Origin of the sequence: Ekhidna sp. (genome assembly GCF_965212185.1) — a bacterium.
Lineage (GTDB): Bacteria > Bacteroidota > Bacteroidia > Cytophagales > Cyclobacteriaceae > Ekhidna.
The window spans coordinates 2762352-2779475 of sequence record NZ_OZ243102.1; the positions used below are offsets into that span (position 1 = coordinate 2762352).

Annotated in this window: 16 protein-coding genes, 2 tRNA genes and 1 riboswitch; of the genes, 7 read left to right on the plus strand and 11 right to left on the minus strand. The window is 39.0% G+C overall.

What is annotated here, in order from left to right; translation table 11 throughout:
* Nucleotides 1–18 precede the first annotated feature (18 nt).
* The gene (gene mraZ / locus ACOMC3_RS11755; protein ID WP_420316082.1) at nt 19–462 is read right to left on the minus strand and encodes a division/cell wall cluster transcriptional repressor MraZ; all 444 of its coding nucleotides are present in this window, start codon (nt 460–462) and stop codon (nt 19–21) included.
* A 654-nt stretch (nt 463–1116) separates the two neighbouring features.
* Here mraZ and ACOMC3_RS11760 point away from each other — a divergent pair.
* Nucleotides 1117–1716, plus strand: a complete 600-nt coding sequence (locus ACOMC3_RS11760; RefSeq protein ID WP_420316083.1) for a hypothetical protein — start codon at nt 1117–1119, stop codon at nt 1714–1716.
* Nucleotides 1717–2218: 502 nt separating this feature from the next.
* Nucleotides 2219–2701: a hypothetical protein gene (locus tag ACOMC3_RS11765; RefSeq protein ID WP_420316084.1), complete on the plus strand. Its 483-nt coding sequence runs from the start codon at nt 2219–2221 to the stop codon at nt 2699–2701.
* 681 nt (nt 2702–3382) lie between these two features.
* Here ACOMC3_RS11765 and ACOMC3_RS11770 read toward each other — a convergent pair.
* Nucleotides 3383–3805 (minus strand): SRPBCC family protein, encoded by a 423-nt coding sequence (locus ACOMC3_RS11770; RefSeq protein ID WP_420316085.1) that lies wholly within the window; start codon nt 3803–3805, stop codon nt 3383–3385.
* Between the two features lie 63 nt (nt 3806–3868).
* Complete coding sequence (locus ACOMC3_RS11775; RefSeq protein ID WP_420316086.1) at nt 3869–4183, minus strand: ArsR/SmtB family transcription factor; 315 nt, start codon at nt 4181–4183, stop codon at nt 3869–3871.
* A gap of 141 nt (nt 4184–4324) precedes the next feature.
* Nucleotides 4325–4436: riboswitch (SAM riboswitch) on the minus strand.
* Between the two features lie 331 nt (nt 4437–4767).
* Between ACOMC3_RS11775 and ACOMC3_RS11780 the strand changes: the two genes are divergently transcribed.
* Genes ACOMC3_RS11780 through ACOMC3_RS11790 form a run of 3 tightly spaced genes read left to right on the plus strand, consistent with a single transcriptional unit; the run spans nt 4768 to nt 9492 of the window.
* Nucleotides 4768–6447: a serine hydrolase domain-containing protein gene (locus ACOMC3_RS11780; protein WP_420316087.1), complete on the plus strand. Its 1680-nt coding sequence runs from the start codon at nt 4768–4770 to the stop codon at nt 6445–6447.
* A 46-nt stretch (nt 6448–6493) separates the two neighbouring features.
* The gene (locus tag ACOMC3_RS11785; protein ID WP_420316088.1) at nt 6494–6823 is read left to right on the plus strand and encodes a PadR family transcriptional regulator; all 330 of its coding nucleotides are present in this window, start codon (nt 6494–6496) and stop codon (nt 6821–6823) included.
* Complete coding sequence (locus tag ACOMC3_RS11790; RefSeq protein WP_420316089.1) at nt 6820–9492, plus strand: ABC transporter permease; 2673 nt, start codon at nt 6820–6822, stop codon at nt 9490–9492. The genes ACOMC3_RS11785 and ACOMC3_RS11790 overlap by 4 nt, the downstream gene beginning before the upstream one ends.
* A 33-nt stretch (nt 9493–9525) precedes the next feature.
* Here the strand turns inward: ACOMC3_RS11790 and ACOMC3_RS11795 are convergent, their stop codons facing one another.
* From ACOMC3_RS11795 to ACOMC3_RS11815, 5 genes are all read right to left on the minus strand, one after another.
* Nucleotides 9526–9981 carry an SRPBCC family protein gene (locus ACOMC3_RS11795; RefSeq protein WP_420316090.1) on the minus strand — a complete coding sequence of 152 codons (456 nt, stop codon included), beginning with the start codon at nt 9979–9981 and terminating at the stop codon, nt 9526–9528.
* A gap of 9 nt (nt 9982–9990) precedes the next feature.
* Entirely contained in the window at nt 9991–10203 is a 213-nt protein-coding gene (locus ACOMC3_RS11800; protein WP_420316091.1) for a hypothetical protein, read from the minus strand.
* A 63-nt stretch (nt 10204–10266) separates the two neighbouring features.
* A complete protein-coding gene (locus ACOMC3_RS11805) occupies nt 10267–11373 on the minus strand; it encodes a slipin family protein (protein WP_420316092.1) in 1107 nt (368 codons plus the stop codon).
* A gap of 859 nt (nt 11374–12232) precedes the next feature.
* A tRNA-Asp gene (locus tag ACOMC3_RS11810) sits at nt 12233–12305 on the minus strand.
* A gap of 5 nt (nt 12306–12310) precedes the next feature.
* Nucleotides 12311–12382: transfer RNA gene (locus ACOMC3_RS11815), tRNA-Gln, on the minus strand.
* Nucleotides 12383–13137: 755 nt separating this feature from the next.
* Here ACOMC3_RS11815 and ACOMC3_RS11820 point away from each other — a divergent pair.
* Both ACOMC3_RS11820 and ACOMC3_RS11825 read left to right on the plus strand, forming a co-directional pair.
* Nucleotides 13138–13653: a tetratricopeptide repeat protein gene (locus ACOMC3_RS11820; RefSeq protein WP_420316093.1), complete on the plus strand. Its 516-nt coding sequence runs from the start codon at nt 13138–13140 to the stop codon at nt 13651–13653.
* A complete protein-coding gene (locus ACOMC3_RS11825; protein WP_420316094.1) occupies nt 13646–14524 on the plus strand; it encodes a hypothetical protein in 879 nt (292 codons plus the stop codon). Before ACOMC3_RS11820 ends, ACOMC3_RS11825 begins: the two co-directional genes overlap by 8 nt.
* A 5-nt stretch (nt 14525–14529) precedes the next feature.
* On the opposite strand, the gene ACOMC3_RS11830 is transcribed toward ACOMC3_RS11825, so the two are convergent.
* The 3 genes from ACOMC3_RS11830 to ACOMC3_RS11840 are packed head-to-tail and all read right to left on the minus strand — an operon-like array spanning nt 14530 to nt 17119.
* On the minus strand, nt 14530–15375 hold the full coding sequence (locus tag ACOMC3_RS11830; RefSeq protein ID WP_420316095.1) for a transglutaminase family protein: 846 nt from the start codon (nt 15373–15375) through the stop codon (nt 14530–14532).
* A complete protein-coding gene (locus ACOMC3_RS11835; RefSeq protein ID WP_420316096.1) occupies nt 15375–16145 on the minus strand; it encodes a peptidase in 771 nt (256 codons plus the stop codon). Before ACOMC3_RS11835 ends, ACOMC3_RS11830 begins: the two co-directional genes overlap by 1 nt.
* Nucleotides 16142–17119, minus strand: coding sequence for an alpha-E domain-containing protein (locus ACOMC3_RS11840; protein ID WP_420316097.1), 978 nt, complete (start codon nt 17117–17119; stop codon nt 16142–16144). The genes ACOMC3_RS11835 and ACOMC3_RS11840 overlap by 4 nt, the downstream gene beginning before the upstream one ends.
* Nucleotides 17120–17124: the final 5 nt, after the last annotated feature.

Here is a 17124-nt window from a genome sequence, read left to right on the forward strand (position 1 = left end):
TCAGGCTTCATTACCAAACTATTCATCCAGGAATTTCTGTGCCAGCTCTGAGTATTCGGTATCGTCACTAATCATGTGCTTATCAAATACTTCAGGATTCCACATTTCAATATAGTTGCCCGTGCCGATGAGGAGTGCCTCCTTTTCTATCTGTGCATGAGCGAGCATTTGCTTGGGGATCAAAATGCGATTAGCATTATCCAGCTCCACCTGTGCGATGCTCCTGAAAAATGTCCTTTTCAACTTCCGTTGTTCAGGATCGAATTCACTAAGTGATGAGATCTTGTGGTGTATCTTTTTATACTCCACCATTGGGTAGAGGATTAGGTTCGGCTCGAATCCCTTCCGAATTACTAGTTCTGCAGTGGAGACCTCCGGAAGGTTGTTCTTGATCTTTGCAGGCAAGACCAACCTTCCTTTAGTATCCAACTTACACTCATACTCGCTTGTAAAAAACGCCATACTGAGCCTTGAAAAATATAAACCACCGAGACAAATGTAATCAACTTTTCCTATTTTCCTCCACTTTCCCCCACTTTCACACACAAAATAGAGAAAAATGTGAATTTGAGCATTAAATCAATGATTTTAAGCAATAAATGAATGTTCTGTGAATGAGTGAGTTATGGAAATAAGACGGCTATGCCACTATTTTTGAAGATTTTTTGGAATTTTGAGCTTGTATATTGGAATTTGGGATTTTTGGTGGGAGATGGTGGGGAAAATGTTGAATTCGGAAATAATGAATTAAGAATTTTGGGATTTGTCAAAGAAAATAATGAGAATATGTGCAGTTAAATAGCAATGATATAAGTGCAACATCAAGGCCTGAACGCTCTAACGAAAGTAGTTTGTCAAACCATAAACAAGTTTTTGGTTCGTGGGGACACGACCCGAGGCAGTAAAATTGGATTAAAAGGATTTATGAACTGAATGATAGATTAGGTTTTAAATACATCCACAACAATAAAGATGATGGAGGGTATTATTATAACAATAGATACAGTTCAGAAAAATGACTATTGAAGAAGCACATAAACGTAACCTAACGTTAAAGGAGTATTTGAAGCTATTAGGTTAATTACCGTAGATTTGCTTACCCATAACTAATTCGTAATGAATAAATTACCATTTCTATTTCTATTCTTTGTTTTGTTTTCTTGTGAAGAAAAGGATACTATAAACTTTGAGTATGGACAAAAAGAATACGTATATGATAGAAGTGGGAAACAATATGATCTTGATCCGAACAAAATATACTGTGGTCCGGGTTTTGGAAGAAAGTTTTGTCGCTTTTTATATAAGTATGAGGAGACAATCTGGGCAGATGCAGAAAATTACTATAGCGACTTTTCAGATATAAAATTTTCAGGCTTTGCAGACGATCTATATTTTCTATCCTTCTTAAATCTTGATAGTACTACTTCATATTGTGAAGGATGGAAATTAGGTGAAACAACTTACGATGGAATAAAATGGAATATTGAACTCAAAAAAGATGAGGATGATGTTTTGTGGTTTGGGTATGATTATTATGGGATTAGTGAAGAAATTGAATATTCTATAACTTATAAATATGAAGTAATTGATGGTTTACTTCACTTTTCAAGTTCTGAAGATCAAACATTTATTTTCCATCCTTCTGAAAAAAATTATTCAGAAGATTCTGTTGAGACAGGCGAAATAATTTTCCTGGAAGGATGTAAGTTTTTCTAATTTTTCCACTGAAAAAGATTTATCCAACTGTAAATAATATCAGTTGCGGAAGATGTCGAATCACGTCCGACATGACACAGTTATAGTCTTAAGAATGACTTAATTGGAGCGAGCATTTCATTTTGGTGTTAATCGTCTTGCCATGGTTTGTGTCTTCACAAATCATTAAACCAACTCTTTCGGTTCGTGCGGACACGAACCAAGGCAATATGAGTCCATGAATAAAGATTATTCGCATTAAGATAGTTTGGTATGTTGTGCTTCGGCCTTACTCTTTCTTAGCATATAGTTGTCGCTTAAAATCTTCTTCATAGTAAGTGCTAACCGAGTTTTGAATGAGTTCAGACTCAGCCAATGTCCATCTTTCAAAAGCCACTAAATAAGACCCAAGTTTTCGGTTCGTGGGGACACGAACCGAGGCATTAGATGAAATTGGTTTGAAGAATAAATTGAAATGAATATACTAAATTGAAAAGGCCTAACCATAAAAGAACTCTATACTATGACACCTTTCATTATCGGAAACATTCAATTCACATTATCGCTCATTGTTTACTCCATGATTGCCGTTTGGTATGTGCAGCCTAAGCTCAAACAAATGGAATGGAATAAGGCAATTGTTCCATTGCTTTTGGTACATGCTTTTAGATATGGCCCACTCACACTTCTAATGCCGGGTCAGGTTTCCAATGAGGCGCCTTTAGATGTGGTACAGACCATTGCCTATGGTGATTTGGCTTCAGGAATTCTGGCGATTATAACAGCTTTATTGGTTTGGAATAAAGCGGCAGGCGCCAAACTTGCTATCTGGCTATTTACTATTGTTGGTTTTGGAGATGTTGCGTTAGCTTCAGCCAAAGGTATAGGTGCCGGACTTCTTGATATACCAATGGGCTTCAATCTCTACATCCTTAATTTCTATGTTCCGATGTTGATTGTTACTCATTTCATGATTATTCTATTACTAACGAAAAGGAGTACTTAGCATGAAGCAAACGATTCCTTGCGGGAATGATTTTTAAGAGATTCTGTGATTAATAATCATCAAGGACTGCTCATAGAAATCTTTTGGAAGTAATCAATCTGACCAATAGTGCTTCCTGAGTCTGGTCTTAGCGTCTCGTTAAGATCGCTAATCCAAAAACATCAAATCAACCCTTTCTCGCCACAATAATCTTTGCACTGTGCTATAACCATTCACGCGGCTCATCCACGAAACCTGCCACCACAGGAAACCAACAATCCTTTCTCTTTTTGACAATATTTTAGACTGTCGATGAAATACCCTTGTATTCATTTCTAATAAATACATCAATCCAATGAATGACTGTAAATGTTACAAAATTGAATTTATCCTGATGCCGGATGGTATATTTTCTACCCATACTATCACAACTGATATATAACTACATTTCTGGAAATACCTATAAGGTTTGGTCTCAGCGAGACGCTAAGACGAGAGAAGTCTATTCAGATTCCCAAGTCTCATTCGTACCTCATTCGCAAGGGAATAGGGATTGGGGTTATGCCGTATTCCCTTGGGAGGACAATTTTAAATTGTCCGAGTCATGGGAATCTCAGGTCCTTAGCTGATAAGCAACTTTGGTGATGTTGGGTTTGGTCTTAGCGAGACGCTAAGACCAATGAAGATTTCGAAGTATAACGATCAGACCAATAGAGCTTCCAACTGATTACAAGCCAGCTCCCATCCTTCGGCCATGCCCATCTCGGCCATTTGTTTAAGGGCCTCTGCTGAAGCAAATGTGGTAATGGATGTAACGGTGGTCGATGATCCGTTTGAGTCAAATTTCACTGACATTTGCATCGGTGGAATTCCCGTTGATGCATTGCCATCCTCATCCACAAAATAGTCTTCCGCTTCCAGTCGCTTATGCTGCTCTATTTTCAGATAGTCCATGCGCCCTCGATGCACATCCCCTTCCGGTCCTACCATGTTATAAATCCAGTAGCCACCTTCCTTAAAATCCATTTCATCTATTTTGCAAGTGTATGGTTGTGGTGCCCACCACTGGCATAGGATTGCAGGATCGCTCCATACTTTTTCTACGGGTGCATCAAAGGTGCGCACGGCAATCAACCGGTTATTTTCCAGGTCTTCGGTGAATGTAGTTTTGTTCATTGTTGTAGGTGTTTATTTCATATTTTTTAATAGGTCATCCAATTGATCAAATCGATCTCGCCAGAGCTGCTTAAAAGGCTCCAGCCATTCGATGATCTCCAATAGTTTTTCAGGTTTAATGTGACAGTATCGTTCCCTTCCTTCTTTGGAGATAGAAATCATGTCACACTCCTCCAGCACTTTCACATGCAATGAAACCCCCTGACGTGAGATTGAAAACTGCTCTGCAAGCGCATTCAGATTCTTCGGTTTTTCAATAAGAGCAGTTAGAATCTCACGACGAGTGGGATCGGCAATGGCTTGAAAAATATCTCTACGTTGCTCCATAATATGCAAGTAAGTGCTTGCAAATATATACGCAAGTGTTTACTTGCGCAATATTTTGTCAATAAAACCTTAGAACAGTATTATGAAATGTGAATGAAAAAGTAAGGACATAAAAAAACCATCAACTAAGATGGCATCAGTCAATTATCTGTCCTGTCGCTGCAGGCTGAGAATTAGCACCAATTATCACACGCTGGTGATCTGGTTGCCAAGGCTGCATGGGGCCCAGTCCCTTCACCTTTCCTGATAATTACATTAAAAGTACACATGCAGATTGTAAATAGTTCAAATGCAAATACTTAAATAAGAAATCATAACAATGGATTAATTGTGAGGCAATGTGAATTTGCCTTTTTTCTCAACATAACAACCCCCTAGCCCCCTTTGATAAGGGGGAATTTGACCGGATCAGGCCTGTCTACAGGAAAAGGCTGGTCAGGCATGACACCACAATTGAACTTCATTGAAAATTATTGTAACTATTTATTCGACAATTACGATTAATATATTAATTTCGGTTTTGTCGAATAAATAAACCCTTATGAAGTGACGAAACTGCCTAACTCAAATAAAGGAAAAACAATATGAGAAAAATTCCATTCATTCTGTTACTTATCGCGTCCTCCATTTTCACCGCATGTGGACAAACTCCATCTAACTTAATACCTGGTTTTGTACCGCATAAAGGCATCTCTACACCCATGCATCAAGCGCATGTTGGTCGAATCGTATTTATGTCAAATACGCGTCCACTTAAAGACTGTAGTGAAAGTGATTTTCTATCCTCTTTTGAGATAAATGAAAGTTGCGATTTAAATTTCACTGTGTTCATGGGTAATTCTCTGACTAATTACCTGCATGAATTAGACACTACATTAACTGCTGAAGAACTAATACAAAAAGGGAATTTCCAGTTTTCATTCATTGTAGATGATAGCTTATTATATACAGAAAATCTCAATCTAGGTGCAGGGCTTCCGGCTCAAAAAAACGAAAATACAATCCTGCGTAAACCATTTTTAAGTAGCACCAATATTGATTCCTGGGGTCGGTTTTTATGGATGCGGTTTTATTATAGAAATGGTGGTGAAGCTGCTTTGGAAACAGGCATTCATACACTTAAAATAGAAATACGCCCATACCTGAAAAATGGTGAAATTATCGTTGGTGATATTATTGCTGAAGGTGAAATCAACTTAAAAATGGCTGAGTTAGACAAGGTATCAGAAGAGCAAATAGCCATTCAGCCAATTAAAGAAAATAGCGGTTGGGAGCTATCAAAAAATGGTTTTGATGAAGAAAAGATTAGGGGGCTCAATGAAAAAATTGCTCAAAATAGATTTAAAAACATTACGAGTGTTGTAGTTATCAAGAATGGTAAACTTCTAATTGAAGAGTATTTTAATGGTGCTAGTAGAAACACATTACATGATACACGCTCAGTGGGGAAATCATTCGCATCTACCCTGACAGGTATTGCCATTGAAGAAGGACATCTGAAAAATACCGATCAAACACTTAGCGAATTTTATGACCTCACCCAATTTGCTAATTATTCAACTAAAAAGGATAGTGTAACACTACAAAGCCTCTTAACTATGAGCTCCGGTTTTGACGGTTCCGACAATAAGTTCAATTCACCAGGGAGTGAAGATGAAATGCAACTTACCGATAACTGGGTGAAATTCACTTTAGATCTATCCATGGATAACACAAGAAAGGTTGGCGAGGTATGGGATTATTTCACAGCAGGTGTTTTGGTTCTGGGTGATATTATAGACAAATCTGTCCCGGGAGGATTAGAAAAATATGCAGATGAAAAGCTATTTCAACCTTTGGATATCTCTAATTATAAATGGTTTTATACTCCACAAAACGTACCGTATACTGGAGGAGGTTTAGAAATGAATTCCTTAGATTTTGCAAAGTATGGCCAACTCTATAAAAACAAAGGTGTTTGGAATGGAAGGCATATTTTGTCGTCAGATTGGGCAACTAAGACCATGACCAATTATTTTGAAGGGAAGCCCAATCAAACTGCTTATGGCTACTTATTCTGGAATCAGGAATTTTCTGTTGGTGACAAAAAATATGAAGCTTTTTTATGCAGTGGCAATGGAGGAAATAAAATTATTGTTTTTAAAGATCAGCCTTTGGTTGTTGTTATAACAGCTACAGCTTATGGTCAGCCATATGGTCATTCACAGGTTGATCAAATGTTGGAGAACTTTATTTTACCTGCTGTAATCAAAGAGCCAAATTGAAACGGATGATGAATTAAAGACAATTATAGAAACTGAATTAATTGATATGAAAGGAACTAACCTAGGAGAGCTGGAAGAGATCGTATTGCTGGTCGTAGCAAATCTTTTTGATAATGCCTATGGCATTCTGATCAAACAGGAGATTGAAGAGAAATGCAACAGGACTATTACGATCAGCACTGTACACAATGTACTGCAACGACTCAGCGAAAAGGACTATTTGGAGTCACGATACAGTGATCCTACACCCGAACGTGGTGGTAAACGAAAGCTCCTGTTTCGGGTAACAAAAGCAGGGCAAGCAGCGCTCAAGACGTCACGCTCTATGCGGGAAGATTTATGGTCAGGAATTCCTAAAGTTGCATTTGAACAATGAAAGCAGCTCCACCCAAATTATTAACGATTCTACTCTCTAAGTACTGCCATCCGGTATTGTGGGAATCTATTGAAGGAGATTTGATGGAGCAATTCCAACTTGATTTGAAGCAAAAAGACAAGCGAAAAGCTCGTGTCAACTATTTCTTCAACGCACTGGCCTTTCTTCGATATCACCGACTCAGAAAAAGGCAACACTCAAAAACACTTAATCACATGGCGCTTATTCAAAACTACCTCAAGGTCTCTTACAGGGATCTTAAACGTAACAAGACCTTTACGGGCATCAACCTTTTCGGACTAATCGCAGGAATGACTGTGTCTCTCCTGATGTTTCAATACGTTCTCTTTGAGACCAGCTTTGACAACTTTAATACAGATGCCGATCGGATGTATCGGATAATCAATGACCGCTATCAAAATGGTGAACTAGTCCAGCATGGGGCCATTACCTACCCAACCATTGGACCGACAATGAAAGCTGACTTTCCCGAGATTGAGTCTTACACACGCATGACCTACAGCGGGTCAAACTTCATTAACTACACTGAGAAAATCTACCGAACAGGTGATTACCTGATTGCAGACGAGCATTTCCTTTCCTTCTTCGATTATGAATTGATTAAAGGTGACAAGGCTGAATGCCTAGACGCTCCGTTCAAAATGGTGCTTACCAAAACATTTGCAGAAAAACTCATCGGAAAAGGTGAAGAAGTAACTGATCTGATTGGGAAATCCATTCATTTCAACTACCCAACTCCATTCATGATTTCAGGAATCTTAGAGGATCCTCCTAAGAATTCTCATTTACAATTTGGCTTCATTACCTCGTATAAATCTTTCATTACCATTGTAGGCGAAGGTGCTGACGCCAGCTGGGAATGGTCTGATTTCTACCATTATGTAAAACTCAAAGTAGGTGTCAATCAGGCTAGTTTGAATAGTAAGCTTGCTGATTTTGGGACACAATACTTTAAAGATGGAGAGGTTTCCGGTGGTGAAGAAAAGTTCTCCTTACAGCCATTAAATGAGATTCATCTTAATGACACCATGGAATACGAAATCGGTGTGGTGACTGATGGTAATACGGTTTGGCTTATGCTTTACATCGCCATATTCATCATCGTTATCGCATGGATCAATTACATCAACTTAAACACCAGTCGGGCTATTCAACGGGCAAAAGAAGTGGGCATACGAAAATCAGTGGGTGCTCAAAAAAGTCAGATCATCCGCCAATCGTTCATTGAGACATTACTGCTAAACGTTATAGCGCTTGTACTATCTATTGGGTTAGTGATTTGGTTACAACCAATCTTTAATATCCTGACAGGTTTGGATTTAAGCATATTTATCATCTTAGAATCCAGCATTTGGGGCATTCCATTTCCAATACTCCTTTTCTTCACCTTCATGATCTCACTGGCACTTGTTGCATTGTATCCGGCATTGCTCGTCACCAGATTTAGCACGCAGGATGTATTGAAAGGCAGCTTCAGACTAAAAGGTGAAATTGCCTGGCTGAGAAAAGGGATGGTCATTTTCCAATTTTCGCTTGCTGTGGTTCTTATTACCGCCACCATTGCCATTGCAAAACAAATCGACTTCATGGTTAATCAAGATCTTGGTGTAGATGTGGACAATACCATGGTAGTTTATGGGCCGGTTATGACCGAATGGGATAGTACGTTCATCAATAAAATTGATCAGTTTAAAAATGACTTAAGCTCATTATCAGGTGTTGAAATAGCTACGATTTCGAATCGCGTGCCCGGCTCTAATATGGGAAGGGTATTTCAGATTACTTCAGATGCGGATCCTGAAGCTCGAAATTTGACTTCCAATTTCATGAATGTGGATCATGAGTTTTCTGAGTTATACAATGTGGAGTTGGTAGCTGGGAGAGATTTTGGATTCACTGACCATGATTTTGATGGCGACAAAGTGAAGAATATAATCATCAATGAATCTGCCGTTTCATTGCTAAAGTTCCGCATACCAGAAGAAGCGATTGGCAGATCCATCAACTTTTATGATAAAGACTGGACCATCATTGGGGTCATCAAGGATTTTCATCAGGTATCGCTTCATAATAAGATCGAACCCATTTTGTTGATACCCTACTACGACACTGGCAATAACTTCTCAGTCAAATTTTCATCTCAGCCCAATCCTGCACTGGTAGAAGCGGTTGAGAAAAGGTACCATCAGTACTTTCCAGGTAATTATTTCGATTATTACTTTTTGGAGGATGAAATCAAATCGCTATACAACACTGATGTTCGAGTAAGTAAAATTTCGCACGTTTTTGCTGCCTTATCAATCATCATCGCGATTTTGGGATTATATGGATTGGTGATGATCACGCTGGTTCGAAAGACAAAGGAAATAGGCATTCGAAAAGTGCTGGGTGCCAACTTAGGCCAGCTCTTAGCGATAATCAGTAAAGAATTTCTATCGCTTGTACTGATTGCTATTTTGGTAGGTGCACCAATCAGTTATTTTGCCTTAATGGAATGGAAAGCAGGGTTCGCTTATTCCATCAATATTGGATTTGGAATTATTCTTTTATCCGCTTTGGTATTGCTTTTGATTTCAGTGATAACCATTGGGTTTCAAACTAAAAAGATCACAAAAAATAACCCGGTAGAATCGTTAAGGTGGGAGTAGCTATTTGGTTATTGACTTAATTATTAGTTAGACCTAATAGTTAATCTCTCTTCCATCTTGCAACACAACATGGCCGGTTTCTAAAAGTATTTTCAGCTTTGCCAGGTTCTGCTTAACTCCTTTTTGTGGTCCTTTTAAAATCAACGAAGAAAGGAACTTTGGTAGCGGAACTTTGAAATCGATTTGATCATGGATGGTCGTTTGTTTTTCATCTCCATCAAACCTCAAATCACGTCTTACGGAGGGCCGCTGACCTGGCAGGGATTGGATGATTATTCGCTCATTTTCTTTGAATACAATAACATTAAATTTTTGCTTGTCTTTTTTACGGATTTGCAGATATTCAGCTCCAATACCTTCCTCATCATTTATTTTTTCAACGCTCCTGACGTAATAATTCCACTTGGGATTGTTGCCCTGATCGCTAACGAATGCAAACACATCGGAAAGAGGCTTGTCTATCGATATGGAATTAGAGATACTCAGCATGCATTGGTTTTAAGCAGGTGAAGATTTGGCTAGTACCTTTCTAATTAAAAATGTGCCGATAGGAAAATGCTTGACACAATAGATGTATGCATCTCGTTCTGAACCGAAGGATTCAGCAACTTTTTCATCATGGATGACTATGTATTGACCTTTGTATTGCTCAATTAAATCCTGCTCATTTTTGAGGTAAAATTTGTGCTGTTTGTCAAGTAGCTCACCCATAAGCACTCAAGTTAGCACTTTAAATGGTACAGTGATTTAAAAAAAGCGCACCTAAGTGCGCTTTTACCGTGTTCCTGGAGTGAAGATACTCCTCAATTGATCAACAATCTGCCCATTGCCGGTGACCGTGATTTCTCCGATCTTGTCCGCAATCTTTTCGACATATTCCATCTCTTTCAACTTGAAGAGCATTGCATTATCCTCCATCAACTTGGCTGTGTTCAACAAGCTCCTAGTAGACGCTGTTTCTTCCCTTCGGGTGATCACGTTTGCCTGAGCTTGTTTTTGAGCCACCAGCACCTGGTTCATGATCTCTTTCATGTCACCAGGCAAGATGATATCTCTAACTCCGCAACCTTTGATCTCCACTCCCAACTCACTTGCTTTTTCTACAAGCGCTTCTTTCACATATGCTGAAATAGACTCCTTGCTTTCTAGCAATTCATCCAAGGTCAATTGACCAATGTACTCCCTCAATGCAAATTGCATGAAGATGTACAATTGCTTCTCATAGTCCTTATTATCAACCACAGCCTTTTCTACATCCACTACTTTATACTGTGTGTAGAAATTGATTCGCAAAGCAGCCTTGTCTTTGGTTAGGATTTCCTGACCTGAAATCTCCAACTGCAACTGTCTCATATCAGCTTTTCTTACGAGAAGCTCCTGAGCATTTTTCCAGAAGTAGTAGTCTCCAGGACCTACGACCCTTTCAACCTTTCCATCCACGAAAAGCACTCCCTTTTCATAAGATTCCACAGTTAGCATTCGCACATAAGGCACCAATTCTTTCCGTTTAATTGAAAGTAAATCTACCGCTTCTGTGATTTCGATTTTACTCAAATCCACTTTGACGAATGAATACTCAATCAATCCTTTCCAGAAAGCGTGTTTGCCCGTAGTAAGAACTGCCTTGAATCTACCATCTTCATATTGAAGCGCCAATTCATTGTCTCGCACCTCAACAATCATTAAATGTTCAGCCAATCTTTCATCCCTCAAAAGCACATTTAAGTCGATTGAAGGATAGAATGGTTTTGCCAAGTCATACTTTACGACTTGCTCATACGGAAAGATCCAGTAGACACCTTCAGTGATTACTCTTTTGTAGCCACCTGAAGTCCTGTAGACCAATCCGATTTGTCCTGCATTGATTCTAATCCTTTGCATCGTTATACACATTTAGTTAAAAAAATACTCTTCAAAAAGAAAGCAGCATGATAGCTGGCCGTCTGTCGATTGAGGAAAATCTGACATTGAGTTCGATGATGAATAAATCGTTTAACTGAAGGGGCTCTTCTCCGCTCGTAATCCATACAGATTACAAGGACTGATTTGCTGCTTCAATCAAAAGATCCAGTCATTCCGAACGGAATCCTGTCTGTTTTTCAGTCGCTCTTCAAACTGCATCACGAATCCGAAGATTCGATCTGCTGGACAGCTACCTTCTGCTCTCACTAGCTGTCAGTTTTACAAGATGACAAGCTTGGATCTGGAGTGACTATCCAGTCTCACCTTAACAGGGTGATGCTCTAACCAACTGAGCTACATTATCCCAATCCCCGAAGGGCGAAAATGACGGGAATCGAACCCGCGACTTTCACGTGCTTGCTTTACCTCTAAGCTATCTTGAACCTTAATCAAGAGAGGGATTCGAACCCTCGTTCCAGCGTGGTGGGAAACTTTCATCAGGTACTGAGCAGCATATTCCGAAGAACACTATGGCGCTATACAGAAACGCTCATCAGGTCTCCTTACCTTCTTCATTCCCAGCTTCTCTTTCGAGAAGATCTTGTGCTATTAAAAGCAATCTCTTATTCAAAGAACTTTTTCTTTATTTCAGAGGAAATGGATGGCTATTCACCAATCCACTTCCTTAAATCGCCACAACTAATCTTTTCTGATCAGTCAAGACGACCACCATCCGCTTAGAGCTTTTTCAAAACATGGCCAGACAAACGGAATCTGACGTTATGGCCTTCAACCATTCTCTAAGCACAAGACACCCGTTTTGCATCTGCTTCAGGTGCGGTACCAAGGGGGTTCGAACCCCTGACCTTCGCATAGACAGTGCGACATTCTACCTACTGAACTATGGTACCGTTTGTAACCGATACAGGAATCGAACCTGCTTCTTTGGGGTCAAATCCCAATATCCTAGCCATTGGACCAATCGGTTTTGTGGACGTCTCGAGAATCGAACTCGATAAGTCACATGACATCTGTTTTACGGACAGACCTGACTCTCCAACGTCAGCGCACTTCCAAAAAAGGCACAAAAAAACCCTAACCGATACGGGCCAGGGTTGCTGTCAACAGACAATAAATCCTATGCGCTATCGGGAAACCTTACAGAGAGGTAATCGTTCATTAAATCCAGATTCGTTTGGGCATACCTCTCCCATTGACGGAAATCCGAAAACCAAATAATATTCTGTTTATGTATCATTTCACCATTTTTGAATACAAACAAAAAACCCAAGCTTTTGGCTTGGGTTTCGAAATTTCTATATGTTAGATCATTCAATCTATACCAAGCCAATGCTTATATATGTAATCAAAAGACAGTATTTCTGTCCCTTGATAATTATTGATATGTAAAATGTGTTGCTTCATTATTTTCATTTTAGCTCTGCAAGTATCGGAAAGATTTTATTAACAACAAAATTTAATTTTGAATTTGTTAATAAAAAATAAATTCCTACTTTCGCATTATTAATTAGAATCGAATGAAAAAGAGTAGTAATCAAAAACGAAAACTTCTTCGATCGGGCTCCTCTCATCAAGGTATGTGAATAATCGCCCGATCACCTGGATCGGGAATACCTAATAATATTTCCTATCAATGCCTTTGGTACAGGTTACAACCTGTTTGACGTATCTCGCGGAATTTACTATTAACCGGGACTAGTTGGTCCCACAACAGAAACTATTATGGCATTCAATTTAGCCGATCAATATTTTGTGAAGGCGCTTGAGATGTATGACTATAACTTGGAAGAGGTCGTTGAAAACTTAAACTATTCTTTGAGCTATGATCCGGAGCATCCTGCTGCGAATGAGCTAATGGGTCGAATGTATATGGATCAGTTCGGTGAGTTAGAGAAAGCAAAAGTCTACCTCGATGAAGCCATGGCTGCTGATCTTTCCAACCTACAGGTTTGTGAAAGTATAACCCGCTGGCACATCAAGATGAGAGCTTACAAAGATGCTTTGCTTGTCATCAGCTATGCTTCCGGATTACCCGGGGCGCAGATGGATCAATGGATTCGAATGGAAGCTTTGATCTACGAACTATGCAAAGAATATGCTAAAGCCATGGACCTGCTAAAACGGGCCCTTGATGAAAGCGTAAGTTCTGAGTATAGCTACTTCCTGAAAGGAGAGCTTAATCGTGTGTGCTCCAAGCATAGAAATACGTTAGCATTTAATTACAATTACAATGGATAAGAGACCACCAGGAGGTGGTCTCATTTTTTGTATACTTCAAAGGCATAAAAGCTTTTTTAATGTGGAGATCATTCAGTTTTGGCAACATAATTGTTTTATCCAATTCATGAGACTCACCATACTTCTAATCCCATTCCTATTGATCAGCTGTTTGCCTGCCAGGCTAGTACCACAGGATTTTTCCATCGAAAAGAACAATTATGAAGCCTATATTGAATTGGATTCTGTGACAATTGCACTGGCCAATCTAAAAGCAAAAGGCGACCATTATGTCTTTGGATTGGAAATCGAAAACAAAAGCACACAACCTATTTTTATTGATATGAATAGAATAAAGAAATTTGCTCATCCATACTCCTATCGAGACCCTGAAAAGAAGAAGTTGTACCAAGAGGTGACATCCGCCATGACACCTGAACAAGTAGATGCTTTTTTTACAGTAAAACAGCAAGATGCTGAGGCAGCTGCCTTGTTCTTATTTCTTGTGGGTGCAGCCATTATCACACATGATATTATTGAGGATGAGCGAGATTGGAATAAATCCACCTGGACCGAAGCAGACGAAAAAAAATCCAACACACGAGATGCAGTTACAGTAGCCACCTTGATGGCGACTGACATTCTGATAGATGTGGCTATAGAAAGTGAAGCGTCCGCTCAAGTGGAGCTTCACTACTTACCAAACGAACTTTTTGATAGAGAAATCATCTATCCAGGTGAAACCTATTTTGGAAAAATTTTCTTTAAAAATTTTGAAGAAATTAAAGAACATCATCGCATTACTTTTCCACTGGAAGGCAAGAACCTCCATTTTGATTTTAGAAAAGCGAATGCTGAAGAAAGAAGGTTTTTATATGAGCAGGGTCATTAAGTACTCTATGCTTTAAGCTCCATATCCAAATTGAATTGCATTTTCGATTTTGCTCCACCTCTAATTGTACCGCTTACAGGCATTGTATTTTCATAATGCGCACTCTTTGCAATTGGAATATGCGTATGCCCTGCTGCTATTCCGTGAGTAGGGTCAAATCCTAGCCATCCTGCACCCGGAATGTAAGCGATAACCCAGGCATGCAACTCAAAAACAGGCTCTTCTACATCCAGGTAATAGTATCCACTTACAAAACGTGAAGCTACACCAAGATGCCTCAAACATTGAATTTGTAGCCATGCTAAGTCACGACAAGAGCCTCTTCTTAAGCGAAATGTATCATTTGGTGACATTGGTACTCCCTCCTCTCGTATTTCAACCTTAAAATCAGAATGAATCTGCTGGGTGAGTGCCAGGATAAATGAGGCAGTATCATTTTTAGCAGATTTGAGAATTGCGTTTAGGTAACTAACTATCTCATTGGATAACTCAGTATGATTTAATGAAGCTGTTAAAAGGTGTTTTAATTGATTAGGATATTCAAATGGAACGGTGAGAAATGATCCGGGATAAATGAGGTAGTTGAATGGATTAAATTCTTGAATTGTTACCGTGCAATCGAGTGTGATTTTTAATTCTTTATGCAGCCCCTCAAACCAACAAAAAAGAACCATATTATTTTCAATGTCCATTTGCTCTGAAAAGCCCACTGGATCAGGAGAGACTTTCAAATGAAACTTTTCTACCGTGAGATAATGATCTGTGGATGGTTTAAATCGTAATGTATGAGGTTCAAAAAACACCTCGTCATCAAATTGATAAATCGTTTCATGATGTATTTTAAGATCCATTAGCTACCGCTCCATTTACCTTCATCAAACATATCTTCCTCTTCCATATTGTTGGAGATATAGATTTTTTCGATCCAATCATCAGGTAAATCATTGATGGCTTCACTTATTTTTGAATCCCACATTTTTGAAATATCGGATAGCTCATCTTTCTTATACCTGGTCTCTGTTATGTTAAAAGAATCTTTTTCATAATGAACTACATCAATGGGAAAATCAACGTCATTGGCACTAATGCGTGTCGCATCAAAAGAGAGTAGCCCTGCTTTTAAAGCAAATTTCAATGAAGAATTATATCGAATGGAGCGATCAAGAATTGGCTTGCCATACCCACTATTTCCAATGATTACAAATGGCGATCCTTCTGATACTTCCACCCAATTACCCTCGGGATACAATAAAAATATTTTATGCTCATCATCGTCTTCGAGCTGCCCACCAACAATAGAAAAGAGGTTGAAGCTAAGGCCCGATTCCTTCAATGATGCTTTATCTTCATTAGCTGCCCTTTTTACCTGATCAGCAAAGGCATTCACTGCTTTGTACAGCTTATTGAATGATTCATCATTTTCTTCAATTATTTCCTTGAAATAGGTGATGGCTTTATCTCGAACAGAACGAAGGCCTGATGTCATAATGAAGAATGAGTGTTTTTTCTTATTTACTGTGAAGACCTTCTTGGCCTTTGCAGTTTCATTTCCAGAGGTAATCCGAGTATCAGCAATGCCTATGAAACCGGTTTTGAGTTTAATGCCTAAGCAATATGTCATTGATTTGTTGTTTGTGTTTGATTTGAAAAATTATCCCACGAAAAGAAAGTCAAATAAATAGCGTTAGACACCTCATTAAGTTCCAATTGGAAGTTATCAAGGTACTCATGAAGACCTACGTTGAATACTTCTTCAATGTCGGCGTATTCAAGGTTTGATTTTAATCGTCCTAGTCTCTTCTCAGCCATATTAGCATATCCCTGACTACTTCCAGTAATCGCTTGAAGTGATTCCTCTGCTTCCTCCAGACAATTCATCATCGATCGTGGAAATTCTTTATCGAAGATGAGAAATTCAGAAATAAACAAAGGCGACAGCTTCCCTCGTTTTTTACGGTACATATCATAAGCACTTACTGATTTAAGTAAAGAGGCCCATTGAACCAAATCCAAAGGTGACCCCACTTCCTCAACTGAAGGTAAGAGCATGTGATACTTTACATCCAACACCCTTGAAGTTTTATCGGCTCGCTCAATCAGCTGACCTATCTTACCAAAATGATATCCTTCGGTTCTGGAAATAGTGGAATCAAAAATTCCATATAACAGCTGACAACTCTTTTTAACTTCTAAAAAGTAGTTTCGAGGGTCATGCTTTTCCCACTGTTTTTTGTTTACTCCTTCCCTTACATGATAGTAAAGTGAATTGATTTGTTCCCACACTTCTCGTGTAATATCCGGCCGAATGGCTCGAGCATTCTCACGGGCATTGCAGATGCTATTGTAGATAGAGTTTGGGTTGTTTTCATCGAAACCAAGGAAATGAATGACACTTGTTTTATCAACATTATCATGGGTACTTTCATAAAGATTATAATCTCCGGTGGTCACAATAACCGGTTTCCATTGCTCTGTTCCCCCTGGTGGCATTTCCAAAGAAAGGTTGAAATTAACATCCAGAAAGCGTGCATAATTTTCCGCACGTTCAACATATCTATTCATCCAATACAGGGCATCTGCAACTCTACTTAGCATCTCTT

What these genes read in the sequence shown, in the direction of transcription:
- ACOMC3_RS11800 (WP_420316091.1), bottom strand. Translation starts at nt 10,203, where the DNA reads ATGGGTGAGCTACTTGACAAACAGCACAAATTTTACCTCAAAAATGAG.
- ACOMC3_RS11840 (WP_420316097.1), bottom strand. Translation starts at nt 17,119, where the DNA reads ATGCTAAGTAGAGTTGCAGATGCCCTGTATTGGATGAATAGATATGTT.
- ACOMC3_RS11825 (WP_420316094.1), top strand. Translation starts at nt 13,646, where the DNA reads ATGGATAAGAGACCACCAGGAGGTGGTCTCATTTTTTGTATACTTCAA.
- ACOMC3_RS11795 (WP_420316090.1), bottom strand. Translation starts at nt 9,981, where the DNA reads ATGCTGAGTATCTCTAATTCCATATCGATAGACAAGCCTCTTTCCGAT.
- ACOMC3_RS11820 (WP_420316093.1), top strand. Translation starts at nt 13,138, where the DNA reads ATGGCATTCAATTTAGCCGATCAATATTTTGTGAAGGCGCTTGAGATG.
- ACOMC3_RS11805 (WP_420316092.1), bottom strand. Translation starts at nt 11,373, where the DNA reads ATGCAAAGGATTAGAATCAATGCAGGACAAATCGGATTGGTCTACAGG.
- ACOMC3_RS11835 (WP_420316096.1), bottom strand. Translation starts at nt 16,145, where the DNA reads ATGACATATTGCTTAGGCATTAAACTCAAAACCGGTTTCATAGGCATT.
- ACOMC3_RS11775 (WP_420316086.1), bottom strand. Translation starts at nt 4,183, where the DNA reads ATGGAGCAACGTAGAGATATTTTTCAAGCCATTGCCGATCCCACTCGT.
- ACOMC3_RS11785 (WP_420316088.1), top strand. Translation starts at nt 6,494, where the DNA reads ATGAAAGGAACTAACCTAGGAGAGCTGGAAGAGATCGTATTGCTGGTC.
- ACOMC3_RS11760 (WP_420316083.1), top strand. Translation starts at nt 1,117, where the DNA reads ATGAATAAATTACCATTTCTATTTCTATTCTTTGTTTTGTTTTCTTGT.
- ACOMC3_RS11765 (WP_420316084.1), top strand. Translation starts at nt 2,219, where the DNA reads ATGACACCTTTCATTATCGGAAACATTCAATTCACATTATCGCTCATT.
- ACOMC3_RS11780 (WP_420316087.1), top strand. Translation starts at nt 4,768, where the DNA reads ATGAGAAAAATTCCATTCATTCTGTTACTTATCGCGTCCTCCATTTTC.
- mraZ (WP_420316082.1), bottom strand. Translation starts at nt 462, where the DNA reads ATGGCGTTTTTTACAAGCGAGTATGAGTGTAAGTTGGATACTAAAGGA.
- ACOMC3_RS11830 (WP_420316095.1), bottom strand. Translation starts at nt 15,375, where the DNA reads ATGGATCTTAAAATACATCATGAAACGATTTATCAATTTGATGACGAG.
- ACOMC3_RS11790 (WP_420316089.1), top strand. Translation starts at nt 6,820, where the DNA reads ATGAAAGCAGCTCCACCCAAATTATTAACGATTCTACTCTCTAAGTAC.